Annotated in this window: 13 protein-coding genes and 3 tRNA genes; 10 read left to right on the top strand and 6 right to left on the bottom strand. The window is 57.8% G+C overall.

Annotated features, from left to right (window positions below):
* Window positions 1-694, bottom strand: a 694-nt coding sequence (locus EOM25_08385; GenBank protein ID NCC25201.1) for a hypothetical protein, incomplete at its 3' end; no start/stop codon positions are given.
* Window positions 695-844: 150 nt separating this feature from the next.
* Between EOM25_08385 and EOM25_08380 the strand changes: the two genes are divergently transcribed.
* The 4 genes from EOM25_08380 to EOM25_08365 all read left to right on the top strand — a co-directional run bounded on the left by EOM25_08380 (window position 845) and on the right by EOM25_08365 (window position 8,497).
* Entirely contained in the window at window positions 845-2,545 is a 1,701-nt protein-coding gene (locus EOM25_08380) for a glutamine--tRNA ligase/YqeY domain fusion protein (GenBank protein NCC25200.1), read from the top strand.
* Window positions 2,546-2,556: 11 nt separating this feature from the next.
* Entirely contained in the window at window positions 2,557-4,188 is a 1,632-nt protein-coding gene (locus EOM25_08375) for a DUF2868 domain-containing protein (protein ID NCC25199.1), read from the top strand.
* On the top strand, window positions 4,178-5,596 hold the full coding sequence (locus tag EOM25_08370) for a DUF3482 domain-containing protein (GenBank protein NCC25198.1): 1,419 nt from the start codon (window positions 4,178-4,180) through the stop codon (window positions 5,594-5,596). Before EOM25_08375 ends, EOM25_08370 begins: the two co-directional genes overlap by 11 nt.
* Window positions 5,597-5,761: 165 nt before the next feature.
* Complete coding sequence (locus EOM25_08365) at window positions 5,762-8,497, top strand: cation-transporting P-type ATPase (protein NCC25197.1); 2,736 nt, start codon at window positions 5,762-5,764, stop codon at window positions 8,495-8,497.
* A 71-nt stretch (window positions 8,498-8,568) separates the two neighbouring features.
* Here EOM25_08365 and EOM25_08360 read toward each other — a convergent pair whose 3' ends face one another.
* Window positions 8,569-9,600 (bottom strand): hypothetical protein, encoded by a 1,032-nt coding sequence (locus EOM25_08360; GenBank protein ID NCC25196.1) that lies wholly within the window; start codon window positions 9,598-9,600, stop codon window positions 8,569-8,571.
* 329 nt (window positions 9,601-9,929) lie between these two features.
* The gene (locus EOM25_08355) at window positions 9,930-10,412 is read right to left on the bottom strand and encodes a hypothetical protein (GenBank protein NCC25195.1); all 483 of its coding nucleotides are present in this window, start codon (window positions 10,410-10,412) and stop codon (window positions 9,930-9,932) included.
* A 296-nt stretch (window positions 10,413-10,708) separates the two neighbouring features.
* On the opposite strand from EOM25_08355, the gene EOM25_08350 reads away from it, so the two are divergent.
* Complete coding sequence (locus EOM25_08350) at window positions 10,709-10,900, top strand: hypothetical protein (protein NCC25194.1); 192 nt, start codon at window positions 10,709-10,711, stop codon at window positions 10,898-10,900.
* A 7-nt stretch (window positions 10,901-10,907) separates the two neighbouring features.
* Here EOM25_08350 and EOM25_08345 read toward each other — a convergent pair whose 3' ends face one another.
* On the bottom strand, window positions 10,908-11,486 hold the full coding sequence (locus EOM25_08345; protein ID NCC25193.1) for a UbiX family flavin prenyltransferase: 579 nt from the start codon (window positions 11,484-11,486) through the stop codon (window positions 10,908-10,910).
* Window positions 11,487-11,615: 129 nt separating this feature from the next.
* Here EOM25_08345 and EOM25_08340 point away from each other — a divergent pair.
* From EOM25_08340 to EOM25_08330, 3 genes are all read left to right on the top strand, one after another.
* Window positions 11,616-11,692 (top strand) — tRNA-Arg (locus EOM25_08340).
* Between the two features lie 265 nt (window positions 11,693-11,957).
* Window positions 11,958-12,587 carry a helix-turn-helix transcriptional regulator gene (locus EOM25_08335; GenBank protein ID NCC25192.1) on the top strand — a complete coding sequence of 210 codons (630 nt, stop codon included), beginning with the start codon at window positions 11,958-11,960 and terminating at the stop codon, window positions 12,585-12,587.
* Window positions 12,588-12,936: 349 nt separating this feature from the next.
* Window positions 12,937-13,335: a transcriptional regulator gene (locus EOM25_08330; GenBank protein ID NCC25191.1), complete on the top strand. Its 399-nt coding sequence runs from the start codon at window positions 12,937-12,939 to the stop codon at window positions 13,333-13,335.
* 341 nt (window positions 13,336-13,676) lie between these two features.
* Here the strand turns inward: EOM25_08330 and EOM25_08325 are convergent.
* Together EOM25_08325 and EOM25_08320 are read right to left on the bottom strand one after the other, a co-directional pair.
* A tRNA-Asp gene (locus tag EOM25_08325) sits at window positions 13,677-13,753 on the bottom strand.
* Window positions 13,754-13,765: 12 nt separating this feature from the next.
* Window positions 13,766-13,841 (bottom strand) — tRNA-Val (locus EOM25_08320).
* 288 nt (window positions 13,842-14,129) lie between these two features.
* Between EOM25_08320 and EOM25_08315 the strand changes: the two genes are divergently transcribed.
* Together EOM25_08315 and EOM25_08310 are read left to right on the top strand one after the other, a co-directional pair.
* Complete coding sequence (locus tag EOM25_08315; protein ID NCC25190.1) at window positions 14,130-14,579, top strand: Hsp20/alpha crystallin family protein; 450 nt, start codon at window positions 14,130-14,132, stop codon at window positions 14,577-14,579.
* Between the two features lie 31 nt (window positions 14,580-14,610).
* On the top strand, window positions 14,611-14,789 hold a 179-nt coding region (locus tag EOM25_08310; protein NCC25189.1), incomplete at its 3' end, for a protease HtpX.

Raw genomic sequence — 14,789 nt, 5'->3', positions numbered from 1 at the left:
AAAAGGACAGCATGAGGTAGTAGGGCTTTTCGGAGATTGGGATCGGGGCCTTTTTCAGGCTGTTTCGGAATCTCGAGTCCGAGGTTAGGACGTGGTCGGCACGTTGGGTCTGGAGAACCGCCCCCTGGATTCGGTTTCTGAGCACCTTTTCCAGATTGGCCTCGACCCCTGCGTTTTCCTCGTAGGCGGCCCCAAGAGCGTCGAGGTTTTCGGCCACGGAAAATCCCGACTGTATGCCTAGGGTTCCGTTCAGGTTCAAAAAGTCCGTTCCATTCCAATCCAGTGTCGATCCATCGGGAACGTAAAGGGAATAGCCGGAGGTGTGGATGCGTCGATCCGGATCTGGTCCTCCATTCGGGAGCTCGGGATAGCGGCCCTGGGCTTGCCGCTCGGCCACGAAGCTGGAGGCAAAGGCCCCGTGGACTTCCTGGGTTTCGAGAGACCTGAGACAACGTTTCCAGGGCATGCCGACGGTGGCGATGGGAATGTTCAGTTCCTTGGAGAGCAGGTCGATCAATACGAGGTCAAGACCGACGACCCCCGTGCCGTTCTCGGCCGGAAAGACCCAGGGAAAGGCGTTCTGGTCCTCATGGCAGAAGATCAGGGCCAAGGGACGAGTTTCAGCCCCAGCCCGGCCGATCGTCAAGGCCGGAAAACAAATCAAAACGATACACGCCAAGAGAAAGGATTTCATCAGGATTATTCCATTGATGGAGGACAATAACATTCCATATTCCAGACCATCAAGATCCGCAAGGCTCAGGCCGGATGTTTGACCGGTCAGGGGCTTTGCCCTATTTTTCAGTCTTTCCATCCATTTCTCAACCACACGCGGAGTGCGTCCATGAGCGATTCGATACAGGCGAAGACACAGGCGGCCAAGACTCCCAAGGATTTCATTCGGGCCATGATCGAGCAGGATATCGAGAACAGCCGCGACGGCAGCCGGGTCCACACCCGCTTCCCTCCTGAACCCAACGGCTACCTGCACATCGGCCATGCCAAGTCCATCTGCCTCAATTTTGGGGTGGCCCGGGAGTTCGGCGGCCAGTGCAACCTGCGCTTCGACGACACGAATCCGGCCAAGGAGGAGCAGGAGTACGTGGACTCCATCCAGGAGGACGTCCGCTGGATGGGCTTCGACTGGGAGGATCGCTTGTTCTTCGCCTCGGACTATTTCGACCGCCTCTACGGATTCGCCGAGCACCTCGTCCAGGCCGGCAAGGCCTATGTGGACGATCAGAGTGCCGAGGAAATCCGGATCAATAGAGGCACTCTGACCGAACCGGGGGTGAACAGTCCATTTCGTGAGCGGAGTGTTGAGGAGAACCTTGGCCTTTTCCGCCGCATGCGGGCCGGGGAGTTCCCGGACGGGGCCCGGGTCCTGAGGGCCAAGATCGACATGGCCCACCCGAACATGGTCCTGCGCGATCCGACCCTCTACCGCATCAAACACGCCCATCATCACCGGACCGGGGATGCATGGTGCATTTATCCCATGTACGACTTCACCCATTGTCTGTCCGATGCCCTGGAGGGCATCACCCACTCCCTGTGCACCCTGGAGTTCGAGAACAACCGGGCCCTGTACGATTGGGTCCTGGACAACGTGCCGGTCCCAAGTCGGCCGCGGCAGACCGAGTTCGCCCGTCTGAACCTGAATTACACCGTGGTCAGCAAGAGGAAGCTCATTCGTCTCGTGGAAGAAGGTGTGGTCTCGGGATGGGACGATCCCCGCATGCCGACGCTGAAGGGTCTGCGCCGACGGGGCTACACGCCGGAGGCCATCCGCGATTTTTGCGAGCGCATCGGCATTTCCCGGGCCGAGAACCTAGTGGATATCGCCCTGTTGGAGCATTGTCTGCGTGAGGATCTCAATCGCCGGGCCCCCCGGGTCATGGGGGTGTTGAGACCCCTGAAGGTGGTCATCGAGAACTACCCTGACGATCAGGTGGAGATGATCGATTTTCCCTATCATCCCGAGGACGAGTCCATGGGATCGCGGCCGGTTCCCTTTTGCCGGGAGATCTACGTCGAGGAGGACGATTTCCTGGAGGAGGCCCCCAAGAAATGGTACCGGCTGGCCCCGGGCCAGGAGGTCCGCCTGCGCTATGCCTACTACGCCACCTGCACGGGGGTGGTGAAGGACGAAGCAGGCCGGGTGACTGAACTGCGCTGCGCCATCGACCCCCAGTCCAAGGGCGGCTGGTCGGCCGACGGCCGCAAGGTTCGAGGGACCCTGCACTGGGTTTCAGCCCGCCACGCCCTTGAGGCCGAGGCCCGGCGCTACGACCGGCTTTTCAAGGACGAGCAGCCGGGAGCCGGTGACAAGGACTTCATGGACAGCCTGAGTTCCGAATCCCTGACCGTGTTCACAGGCTGCAAGCTCGAGCCGAGCCTTTCCTCGGCCAAGGTGGGGGAGATTTTCCAGTTCGAGCGGCTGGGCTATTTCTGCAAGGATCCGGACAGCACATCGGGGCTGCCGGTCTTCAACCGGGCCGTGTGCCTGCGCGACTCCTGGGCCCGGATCCAGCGCAATTCCTGAAGGCTGGCAGCATGGCCGATCCCGGACGCTGGACCCTCTCTCTGCTGGCGGATTTCTGGTATCTACTCCAGGACTCCGACCGTCGGGACGAATCCGCAATGCCGGATCACGAAGCCTTGCGGTCATGCCTTCAGGGCCTCGATCCGACCGACGATCTGCGATCACCGGATGTCCGGGGATGCCTGCTCAGGCGGTGGACCCTCCGGGTCCGGGAGGAACGAAGCGAGCCCCTGCCTGGAGCGGCCTTGGCCCAGGCCCTGAGTGCCCTGGTCTGGATTCTCGGCCTCGGGGGACTGGTGTCCGGAGGGCTGTCCATGGCCGGGTATCTGGCCTATACCGGACAGACCCCGATCAACGTCGGTCTGTTCGTGACCTTCTGGGTCGGATTCCAGCTCGTGCTTCTGGCGGCCGGAGCGGTCCTCGGCCGGAGCCGGAAGGCTTTTCCCGGGGCGTTCGGCCGTCTGTTCCTGCTTGGATTGACCCGTCTCGCCGGCATGGTCCAGTCCTGGACTCCTGGTGCGAGGATCGAGGCGCGCCGGATACGCCTGAAACGGACCAGCGGTTTTTTTCGATCCATGGCCATCCAGCTCTGGCCCTATCTGACCTGGCCTCTGACCTCCGCCATGCAGTTCTTTGGAGCGGCCTTCAACCTGGGCGCGGCCCTCGTCTTTGTCTTGCTGGTCACGACCCGGGATCTGGCCTTTGGCTGGCAATCGACCTTGGAACTCGGTCCAAGTCTGGTTCACGATCTGGCCAAAGCCTTGGCTTGGCCCTGGTCCTGGTTTCACGGAGCCTGGCCGAGTCTCGAGCAGGTCGAGGGCAGTCGCATCGTGCTCAAGGATGGTTTGGCCTCCCTGGTCTCGACGGACCTGACAGCCTGGTGGCCATTTCTTCTGGGCTGCATCTTCTGTTATGGATTGCTGCCCCGGCTCGGAGTTTTGGCTTTGGCCCTAATCAGGACCAGGATTAGCTTGAGCCGCGGGTTTCCCCAGAGCGCCGCGGCCGTCCGCTTGGCCCAAAGGCTGGGGGTTTCGGCCCAGGCCGAGATGAGTCCCGGATCAGCGGGGCCTGTCTCGCGATCCAATCTCGAGGATATTTCGAACCAAGAGACCCGGCCCAAGCCGGAGACGGTTTCCAAGGACGGCACGTGTTCGGACAGGTGTGCCCAGAAGGGCGTCGAAGGGTCGAAAATCCCTTGTCCTGAAGCTGAGACCTTCGGAAATGCGGATCCGTCCGGCCCCGGCTGGGCCTTGCTGTGGCCCGCCGAACTGGGCCCGGTTCCCGACGGCCTGCCGTATTTCCCGTGGATCGGTCCTGATCATGGGCTGCCGACGGTGCTGACTCTGAGCGGCCAGGTGCGGGACGACAGCGATTCGGCGGCCAAACTGGTCGAAAACACCGGGCCCTCGGATCTGATTCTGGTTCAAGAGGCTTGGCAGCCGCCCATCCGTGAGAATCTCCGACTGCTCGAGGAATTGTCCAAGGCGGCAGGGGAGGCGTCAGCCTTGACCGTTTTGCTGGTCGGACGCCCCCGGCAAGGGAGTCCCTTTACCACTCCAGATCCGGATCAAGCCCAAATCTGGGAAGATATCACCGCGGGCCTGGGCCGACCCAACCTGGAGGTCCGTCGGCATGAATCCTGATCGAATTCCGGTGTTCGCCATCATCGGCCACCCCAACGAGGGCAAGTCCTCAGTGGTGTCGACCCTGGTGGAGGACGACGCCGTGCCCATCAGCGCCGTTCCGGGAGAGACCCGGTACAGCCGAGCCTATCCGATCACCGTGGACGACAAGGAGCTCATTCGGTTCGTGGACACCCCCGGCTTTCAGAATCCCACCGAGACCCTGGCATGGATGCAGGCCTTTCCAGGCCCGCCCCAGGATCTCCTTCGCGAATTCGTCGAGGCCCACCGCTGGAATCCGGATTTCCGGGACGAGTGCGAGATCTTCTACCCGATCATGGACCGGGGAGGGCTGATCCATGTGGTCGATGCCTCGCGGCCTCTGCGACGGACGGACCGGGTGGAGATGGAGATTCTTCGCCTGACCGGCCTGCCGAGGATGGCCATCTTGAACGCCAAGACCGGAGAGGAGGAGTTTCTTTCAGAGTGGAGGGCGGAATTTCGCCGACATTTCAACATGACCAAATCGTTCAACCCTATGCGGGCCACGTTCGCCGAACGCCTGGAACTTCTTGAGGGCCTGCGAACCATCGACGAGGACTGGGCCCCTGCCCTTTCCGGCGTGGTCGAGGCTTTCCGGGCCGACTGGGCCGGCCGACACCGGGCCGCGGCCCGCGTGGCCGTCAGCTACCTCAAGGCCGCGCTGGCCATGCACCGGACCGGCACCTGCCGGGACAAGTCCGAGTCCGAGGCCCTGCGAGAAAAACTTTTCCTGACCCTCAAGGACGCCGTTGCCGCCCGAGAGCATCAGACCTTTGCCCAGATCCGGGCCATTTTTCGCCATCGCCGCCTTCGGCCTCTGCTGACGGCTCAGTCCATCCTGGACAAGGACATCTTTGCCGCCCAGACTTGGCAGGTCCTGGGTCTCACCTCGGGACAACTGGCGGCCGTGGGGGCCTTGGCCGGGGCCGGAGTGGGCGTTCTGGCCGACGCTTTGGCCCATGGGCTGAGTCTTGGCGCCTTTGCCGGCCTCGGCGGGCTGCTGGGAGCCGGGGCCGTGCTCTGGCAGGGGGATCGTCTGGTGAAAACCAGGGTGGCCGGATTGAGGCTTGGAGGTTTTCGGGTCACGGTCGGTCCGGTCGTCAACCAACAGTTTCCCTTTGTCCTCCTGGACCGTTTTCTGATCCATTACCGCCATGTGGTCAACTGGGCCCACGCCAGGAGGGAGGAACCGCCGCTTTTGGCCGAGGGCAAGCAGGGGCCGACATCGACCTGGCCCTCCGAGACCAGGGCCCTGGTCGGCCGCTTCTTCGCGGCCGCACGCAAGGGTTCAGTGCAGGCGGGTTTGCAGGAAGCCTTTCAGGAGGCCTTGGCCCGAGAACTCGAGACGGTGAGTATGAGGGAGTTGGACGAACGGGTCCTTCTCTGATTGGGCCGTCCAGGTCCTTGAGTCCGAATACATCTTTCGATATGGATCCAGGAGGGTGGTCGACAGTCCGGGACTTGAAGCCGAAACGGCATGTCGCCCTGAATCGACGGTCCGGAGTGATATGGGTGTTGTTTTGCGGAACACAGGAATGGGAGGCCGGAAATGATCGAGTCCTTGCTGAAAAAATGCTGGCATTGCCGAAATGCCAAAGAGGCCGCGTCCTTGCTGGATACGGATTCGGAAAAAGGCCTGGACATTCTGGAGGTCAAGGCCAGACAGGACGAGTTCGGGCCTAACCGCATCACCCAGGGACGCCAGAAGACGGCTATGGAGCGGTTTATGCTCCAGTTCCACCAGCCCCTGGTCTACATTCTTCTGGCCGCCGCCCTGGTCACGGCCTTGCTCGGGGAGTGGGTTGATTCGGCGGTCATCGCAGCCGTGGTCCTGGTCAATGCGACGGTCGGCTTTCTCCAGGAACTGAAAGCGGTTCAGGCTCTGGCCGCTCTGGCCTCGGCTATGTCCACCGAGGCCGAGGTCATCCGCGGTGGCCGCAGCCAGAGGATATCAGCCGAGCAACTCGTGCCGGGCGATTTGGTCCGGGTTAGATCTGGAGACAAGGTTCCGGCTGATCTTCGTCTGGCCACGGCCCGAGAGCTCCGGGTGGATGAATCGGCCTTGACCGGAGAATCCGTGCCGGTGGAAAAAAATCCGGAACCGGTTCCCTCCGAGTCCGTTCTGGCTGAGCGGCGCTGCATGGCCTACGCCTCCACGGTGGTTGCTCACGGTCAGGCCACGGGTATGGTGGTAGGCATCGGCGACCACACCGAGATCGGCCGCATCTCGGCCCTGATCAAGCAGGCCGACGACCTCCAGACACCTCTGACCCGAAAGATAGCCACATTCAGCCACTATCTTCTTTACGCCATCGGGGTCTTGGCCGCGTTGACCTTTTTGGCCGGGATCCTCCGCGGCGAACCGGCCCGGGAGATGTTCATGGCCGCCGTGGCCCTGGCTGTGGGCGCCATCCCCGAGGGTCTGCCAGCGGCGGTGACGGTCATCCTGGCCATCGGCGTGTCTCGAATGGCGGTCCGACGGGCCATCATTCGGAAACTTCCGGCGGTGGAGACCTTGGGCGGAACCACGGTCATCTGCTCGGACAAGACCGGAACGTTGACCCAGAACCAGATGACCGTACAGGGCATTCAGGCCGGATCTTCCCTGTACCGGGTCCAGGGGGTCGGATACCATCCGTCCGGTTCGATCACGTCAGAGAACGGCTCGGCCCCCCATACCTACGCATTGGAGCGGATTCTGCTTTGCGGTCTGCTCTGCAACGATTCCAGAATCGTGACCCGAGAATCTGGCCTGGGCGTCGAAGGAGATCCCACCGAGGCGGCCCTGATCGTGTCGGCAGCCAAATATGGCCTGGAGCGTGAGAAGTGCGAGAAGGCCTATCCCCGGTTAGACAGCGTGCCCTTTGAGTCCGAGTATCAGTACATGGCCACCCTGCACCAGAGTGACGAGGAGTTCGATCAGGGGAGGGTGGCCTTCGTCAAGGGCGCGGTTGAACGAATTCTTGAACGCTGCGGTTCGGCCACGGCTGATGACGGATCAGAGATCTCCCTGGACGGACAGGCGATTCTTGACCACATGGAGACCATGGCTGCCGAGGGTCAAAGAGTCTTGGCCCTGGCTACGAAGCGGTTCTCGGATTCCAAATCCGAGTTGGACCATGGCGATCTGAGAGAAGGCCTAATTTTTCTGGGTCTTCAGGCCATGATCGATCCACCCAGGCCCGAAGCCGTGACTGCGGTCAAGAATTGTCAGCAGGCCGGCATCGCCGTCAAGATGATTACCGGTGACCATGCAGCAACGGCTGTGGCCATCGGGCGACAACTGGGTCTAATTTCCGAGAACGGACAGGGGCGGGCGCTGACCGGGCAAGAAATTGAGGCCATGAGCGACGAGGAACTGCTCGGAGTGGTCAAGGATATCTCGGTCTTCGCCAGGGTTTCCCCGGAGCAGAAGCTCCGGCTGGTTCGGGCTCTCCAGACCCTGGGCCAGGTCGTGGCCATGACCGGGGACGGGGTCAACGACGCCCCGGCCTTGCGGCAGGCCAACATCGGCGTGGCCATGGGTCTGGCCGGGACGGACGCGGCCAAGGAAGCCGCGGACATGATCCTGACCGACGACAATTTCGCGACCATCGAGGCCGCAGTGGAAGAGGGCCGGGGCGTGTTCGACAACCTGATCAAGTTCATCGTCTGGACCCTGCCGACCAACCTGGGCGAGGGGTTGGTCATTCTCGCGGCCGTTCTCTTCGGCGCCACCCTGCCCATCCTGCCCGTTCAGATTCTGTGGATCAACATGACCACGGCCGGGGCTCTGGGCCTCATGCTGGCCTTCGAGGCCAAGGAACAGGGGATCATGGACAGGCCTCCCAGAGATCCATCCAGACCCATCCTCGGCCCGTGTCTGGCTTTCCGAGTGCTCATGGTGGGGCTGTGTCTCCTGGTGGCCGCCTTCGGTATGTTCAAGCTTGAGCTTTCCCTGGGACGGACCATCGAAGAGGCCAGGACCGTGGCCGTGAATGTCTTTGTCATGCTCGAGGCGGCCTATCTATTGAACGCCCGGTCCTTCACCCAGAACCCCTTTACTTTGGGCATCATGTCCAACATCTGGGTCCCGGCAGGTATCGGTCTCATGGTCGTTCTGCAGCTTGTGCTCATCTATGTGCCGTTCATGAATACCATGTTCGGCACGGCCCCCATCGGTATCGTACAGTGGGCCGAGACCCTGGCTCTGGCCGTGGCCCTCTTCCTTTTGGTGGAGATGGAAAAGAAGCTCAGAGTCAGGCGGATGGAAAAAGAATTGGGCCAGAAGGCTGCTCCGACGTGTTGAGGCAAAGTGTCTTTTTGGACAGGTGCCTGACGAATGGCGGCGCCAGTCAGGCTTCGCGGAAGGTTGACGGGCTAGTCGGCTGTCTTGTCCCGATGAGTTTTCCACCTCCATCGCCATCCGAAAGCCATGATCAAAAGAAAGAGCCATGGCCAGGGGTCTCCCGAGCTGTTTGGCCCTGTGGCCAAGCAGCCGCCTGACGAAGATCCGCCGGAATCCGGTGGGGTGAAGTAGCCAAGGATTTCATATTCCGGAGTGCAGGATTCGATCTTGACCGTGGAGTTGCCCAGTAGGATGAACTCGCTCAAACCGAACTCGTCCGTGGCGTTGTTCCAGTCGTAGGTGTATCCGAGCCGGGTCCAGGGCGCCCAATAGCCATCCTTTTCATAGCGGACGATCTTGTTGAACTCGAACCAGCCTTGAAAATCCCGGGGCGGTTGCTTGTATTCGGTGATGGTGGCCGGACCAAAAGCCAGGAAGCGATTGCCGGTGGTCGGGTAGTCCAGTTCAGCCTCGTGGTCGGTGATTTCCGGATCGGCCGAGGGCCTGAACAGGTTCTGGGGATAGACCCATATCTGGACCAAAGAAGCGAAATCCCACGTATAGTACAGTCCGAGAAGCTGCTTGATACGCAGGTCGGCGGCCTGTTCGTTCACGGGTAGGGGTTGGTTGCGGGTTTTGAAGAAATCCTTGAGTTCGGGAACGACGGTCACCCAGGCGTTGTAATCTACGGGCAGTAAAATTTCCTGCCCCTCTCGACCTTTGTAGAAGGTGTTGAAGAAATAGGGGCTAGCCCAGGTGACGACCAGAAGGCGTGATTCTCCTGGTTCGCCTTCCCAGATCAGATCACCATTGGAGGGCACGATGGCCCACAGGTTGCGGCTTATTTCGTCCGGGTCGGCCTGTTTGGCGTCTTCGATGGCCCGCTCATAGTCGGTGTCGAGGTCGGCCATGGCCGGTCTTGGCCAGACAAGCACCAAAAAGGCAAAGGCCATAGCGGCCAGACTGAGCGCCTTGGCCATGGCCACGGTCCTGGCCCTTCGGGCTGAAGACATCGGAAAGGCGTGTGATGGGTCGAGAGCCAGAACGATTTCATGGATGACCATGACCGTATCCTCATTGTTTTCGAGGTTCATGAAATGAACTGACGATCAGTCCGCCATGCTCGCATGTCAATCAAAACCTTTGGAGGCTTCTGGGCCGACGATGTTTTTTTTTCGGGTGTGGTTCAGGACGAATGAGATGTGAGGGAACGAAGACGAAGATCAAGCAGTCCCTCAAGGTGGGTGCGACAAACAAGGATGATTCGATGGGCTGACTTGTGGCTTGCGTCGGGAAAATCCGGACCGAGGCATTAGCCAAACCGGCCATTATCTGAGCATGAAGGGCCACGAGCCCAACATGTTGGGAGGGAATTTCTTGTGGCCCGAAGGCTTCAGGTGTCAAGCAGGGCGGCGTGGGTTTCCTTGATGCCGAATTGTCTGGCTTCCTCGGTGTCCCAGAAGAAGAGATCGATTCGTTTGGTGTAGCGAGAGTTCATGAGATCGGTGATGGTGTACACCCCGTGTCCCTTGATATACACTTTGCGTCCGAAAACCCAGCCCTTTTCGAAGAGGTCCCGGCTGACAGCCACGCTTCCAGGCCGGACGGGCAGCATACTGGCGGTGGTCAGTGGATCTTCATTACATTCCTCGACCCGGGGGCTGTAGGCGGTCAGGGTGACCACCTCGACCCTTCGGCGATCGAGTTTTTCCTGTAGCAGATCAGTCATGGCGCGCCATTCCTCGGCTTGGGCCAGAGCCAGATCGAGATGGTCGCGATACCGTTCGTCCATCCTGTCCTGACCGGTGTGAAGTCCTGATTGGTAGCCAAGGGCGGTGAAAAAAACGACGATGAGCATCCAAATTTTCGTGGACAAAGATAAAACCCCTGTAGCGTGTTGATACGACGGGCGGTCGAGGCTGTGTGCGTTTGCTCGACCGGTGTGGAGTGAGTCGACGAGGGATCAAATGCTCGCGGCTACATCCAGACCGCCGGGATGTCTTTTGGAGGATGCCCGCCTACCTGTTTCAAAGCTGGTTGGCAAGTTTTTTTTGCCAGTGTGTATTGGGGCGTCTTGTGGAGTTTTCAATCTGTGGCTGGCAGCTTGAAGGGGGAGCTTGTTCCGGATATCTTGAGAAACAGGTTTTAACCAGCAACCCGCGGAGATGCACGATGAGTTACACAAACGTGGAGATGAATCGTTCGGCGACGAACGATGTGGAGATTCGCAAGGGCATCGAGAGAGAGGTCCAAGCTGCGGAGGCCGAAGCGACTCCTCCGGTTCAGGAGGCTCAGGAGGCCCAAAACAACCAGAGGCCTTCTGAGGGGGGGCTGAGGGGATCGGTCGTTGATGTCGAGGGCTGATCCAGGCTCAGGAGCCTCCACCTTCCCAACGTCTGCTGACGTCATGGCGGATATTTATATGATCCAGGATTCGGGCAACGATCTGGTCGATCATGTCGGCTATGGTTTTCGGTTGCAGGTAAAAAGCCGGGCAAGGTGGCAGGATAACCGCTCCAGCATCGTGCAGTTCCAGCATGTTGCGGAGATGAATCCGACTGAAAGGCGTTTCCCGAGGCACGAGGACTAATGGCCGACGCTCCTTAAGAGTCACGTCCGCAGCCCGCAGAATGAGATTGTCGGATCGCCCTTGGGCGATACCTGCCAAGGTGGCCATGGAACAGGGACAGATGGCCATACCATGATGAGGCCAAGACCCGCTGGCCGGCCCGGAGCCGATGTCCTTGTTGTCGTGGAGTAGGACATTGACCGGCAAAATCGACGCGATGTTTTGTCCACATTCAATCTGGCCGACCCGGGCAGCGTTGTCGGAGATGATGACATGGGTCTCAATATTCGGGTCTTGGGAGAGAATTTCAACCAGGCGGATTCCATAGGGAGTTCCGCTGGCCCCGGTTATGGCCGCAATAATTCGTGTCGTTTTTTTCATTTCACTTCAATGCAGTCGTATGTTCGAGGGAAGGATTCTTCTGGGAAACTTCGGATACAAATTTTATTGGAAGCATAACCGGCTAGGCTTGACAAGGGCAGGGTCAGGAGCCTAAAGGGCTTACCCTTCGGGCAATTAGCTCAGTTGGATAGAGCGTTGGCCTCCGGAGCCAAAGGCCGCAAGTTCGAATCTTGCATTGCCCACCAAGAAAAATCAAGGGTTTACGGAAAAACAGCCGTGAACCCTTTTTTAGTTCCCACCCCAGTTCCCACCTTTTTGTCACTTCTCACTCCGTTGAGGTGAAAACTATTCTTCGCTTCCCACCCGTAAAGAAATCAAATTTTCGACGCATTTTGATCGTGACCGATGCGCCGTCTCCGGTCAAGTTGCGTGAAATGTTACGAAGAGCAAACCAAATTTTCCTTGACATTTAAATTTACAATTGTTAATAAATAAAGCCAAGGAAACACAATGAACTTTGACGAATTTTTCCAACGAGTCTCTCAAGCAACGAGGATCAGCACCCAAAAAGAGTTGGCAAAGATGCTCGGCATCAAAGCTCCGGGTATAACGCTGGCCAAGTCGAGAGGTGTCCCGGAGCACTGGTTGCACGTGGTCGCATCACTCTACGGGCTGAGCTACGATTGGCTAAAAACCGGCAAAGGCTCGATGCGCCGAGATGGAGAAAACTTAACCCTTTGTATACCGAAGGTGTCAGCCAAGGCTTGCGCTGGCGCCGGATCTCTTGAGGTCGAATCCAATACGATTGGAGTTGTCCCTTTTGAGCAGGACTGGATTCAGAGAAAAGGCCAGCCCAAGAATATGGTGGCAATGGATATTGTCGGGGACAGCATGATTCCTGAAATTCAGCCCGGCGATACTGTCCTGGTCGATTTGAGTCACAACGAGCCAAGTGGCATCTGTCCGTATATCCTGAGCTTGGCTGGCGAGTTGCTCGTAAAGCGAATTCAAGCGCGGCCAGGTCTTGTCACCTTATTCAGCGATAATCCCAAGTATCCACCGATCACCCTTCAAGGCGATGAGCTTGAGACTTTGAGGATTATCGGCAAGGTTCTCTGGACCAGTCGCTCCTACGTGTAGATATTTTTTTGTCCATAGAGTTTACTTTTGTAAATCAATAAGGAGGAAGGTCATGCAACGCAGGTATTGTCAATGTGGATATGTCTTCTGGGTAGCCTACCAGATTACTGAAAGTGGAATACAATATGTGTTTAGAATACATTGCCGTATGGCAAATCTTGATCGTTGTCCTTCATGCGGGAGAAAGATCGACATTGACGATTTGCGATAGCAAAGACAGCTTCAAACAAAAAAAGCCGCCAAGCTAATCAGCAAGGCGGCTTTTTGTATTCTAAGCTTGACAAAAAAATTTCCATCATTATTGGTAACCAAATTCGTGCATATCAACAATGTAATTTCTGGAGGGAATATGGAAGATTATTTGAAGGCCGCCATTGAGATAACCAAAGCTCAAGCCAGTGTTCGCAATATGACTGAAGATGAGATCATGACTATGATCCAGAACATGGCTAAAAAATTCAAAGGAATGGCCGAAGGCGATGTTGAATCTCCTCAAAGTGAGGCTGCCGTTGATCCCAAAAAATCCATTCGAGAAAAAAGTGTCGTTTGCATCGAATGTGGAAAAGTATTCAAGGTCTTGACCAAGAAGCACTTGGCTACTCATGACCTTACTCCCGAGGAATACAAAGCCAAATGGGGGCTTCCGAAAGGTGCATCCCTGGTTGCGAAGAGTTTGGCTCGTGAACGTAGAAAGAAGATGCAAGATATGAAGCTTTGGGAGAAGAGAGGGAAGAAGACGGTAGGTTAAGAATTTCAGTTTTCGTCGCAAAAAGGCCCCCTTATTTCTACAGCTTGGGGGCCATTTTTTGTCCCTGAACAAATAATAAATACATTGGCTGAATTTTCGTAAGTGTCCAGTGTACCGCATCTTGCGCGGCAGGCGAGATGAAGGAGAATGACAGCAGAGGCAGGTAGAGGTTAGGCTCTGGCGTTGTCCCCGAACTGGGGGGAGGAGCGACCTGTCCAGGAGCTGGGGCATGATTTGACGGAGATCGTCTTCAGAGGTGGAAATATCGGCTAGAAACTGGAAATACGGTTGGAAATGAAAAAAGGGTTTAGGAGCTTTAGCTTCTAAACCCTTGTTTTCTTTGGCGGAGCCGAAGGGACTCGAACCCTCGGCCTCCGGCGTGACAGGCCGGCGTTATAACCAACTTAACTACGGCTCCGCATGTCAAATCTGGTAGGCGGAACAGGGATTGAACCTGTGACCCTCGGCTTGTAAGGCCGATGCTCTCCCAGCTGAGCTATCCGCCCGCACAACAGAGAGCCCTATGTATTCGGGGGCGGGGCGACTGTCAACAGGGAAAGTGCTTCGTTCAAATATGTTTTCAAGACCGGGGAAAGCGGGCTCGATATCGAGGCCAACCTTCGATGATATCGACAAAATGAGGAATTTGAACCCGTTAACGAGTGCCAGAGTGTGGACGGAGTCGCGTTCGCCCTTGGCATTTCGGCTTGACTTCGGAAGGTGGGTGGTTATTTGATCGAATTTGTCGGATACGGTCCTTGGCGAAAGGGTTATAACGGTGGAGGGAAGAACGGATGGCCAACTATCTCATAAACCCATGGCTCGAGATTCAGAGCATGAAGGAAGAAATCGGCCGGATCATGGAGAATGCCCTGGGCTCCGGTCGACAGAGCCGGGAGAAGGTGGCCTATTTTCAACCGGCCGCCGACGTCTATGAAACGACAGACACCTTGGTAATCCAGTTGGAGATGCCTGGAATGGAAAGAGAGTCCATCACCTTGGAGACCAAGGGACAGACCCTTTGGGTTTATGGTGAGCGGAGGATGGAAAAGGACGCCAGCGGAAGTGACTACCATTTGCTCGAGCGTTCCTACGGTCCTTTTGCCCGAAAATTCGTTTTGCCGGAGACGGCCGATCTTCAGGGAATCGAAGCGAATCTCGAAAGGGGCATCCTCACAGTGACCGTGTCCAAGGTGGGCCATTCCCCGGTGGCCGTGCGGCGGATTCAGATCAACGAAGGATAATGTTCCTTCTGGATTTCGGAGGACAGTCAATATGAGCAGCCAGTTGAAGACCGGTCTCTTGCTGGGCGTTTTGACGGCCATGCTCATCCTTTTTGGGAGGATGATCGGCGGACAGGGCGGGATGGTCGTGGCCTTTGTTCTGGCCGTGGTCATGAATGTCGGAAGCTATTGGTTTTCCGACCGGATCGTCTTGTCCATGTACAAGGCACA

The sequence above is a fragment of the Deltaproteobacteria bacterium genome (assembly GCA_009929795.1).
Lineage (GTDB): Bacteria > Desulfobacterota > Desulfovibrionia > Desulfovibrionales > Desulfomicrobiaceae > RZZR01.
This window is presented reverse-complemented; position numbering and strand designations above follow the sequence as displayed.

Bases quoted from the DNA above. Each gene is read 5' to 3' on its own strand.
- EOM25_08375 (NCC25199.1), top strand. From the start codon at position 2,557: ATGGCCGATCCCGGACGCTGGACCCTCTCTCTGCTGGCGGATTTCTGG.
- EOM25_08370 (NCC25198.1), top strand. From the start codon at position 4,178: ATGAATCCTGATCGAATTCCGGTGTTCGCCATCATCGGCCACCCCAAC.
- EOM25_08360 (NCC25196.1), bottom strand. From the start codon at position 9,600: ATGGTCATCCATGAAATCGTTCTGGCTCTCGACCCATCACACGCCTTT.
- EOM25_08315 (NCC25190.1), top strand. From the start codon at position 14,130: ATGGCCAACTATCTCATAAACCCATGGCTCGAGATTCAGAGCATGAAG.
- EOM25_08335 (NCC25192.1), top strand. From the start codon at position 11,958: ATGAACTTTGACGAATTTTTCCAACGAGTCTCTCAAGCAACGAGGATC.
- EOM25_08350 (NCC25194.1), top strand. From the start codon at position 10,709: ATGAGTTACACAAACGTGGAGATGAATCGTTCGGCGACGAACGATGTG.
- EOM25_08345 (NCC25193.1), bottom strand. From the start codon at position 11,486: ATGAAAAAAACGACACGAATTATTGCGGCCATAACCGGGGCCAGCGGA.
- EOM25_08380 (NCC25200.1), top strand. From the start codon at position 845: ATGAGCGATTCGATACAGGCGAAGACACAGGCGGCCAAGACTCCCAAG.
- EOM25_08330 (NCC25191.1), top strand. From the start codon at position 12,937: ATGGAAGATTATTTGAAGGCCGCCATTGAGATAACCAAAGCTCAAGCC.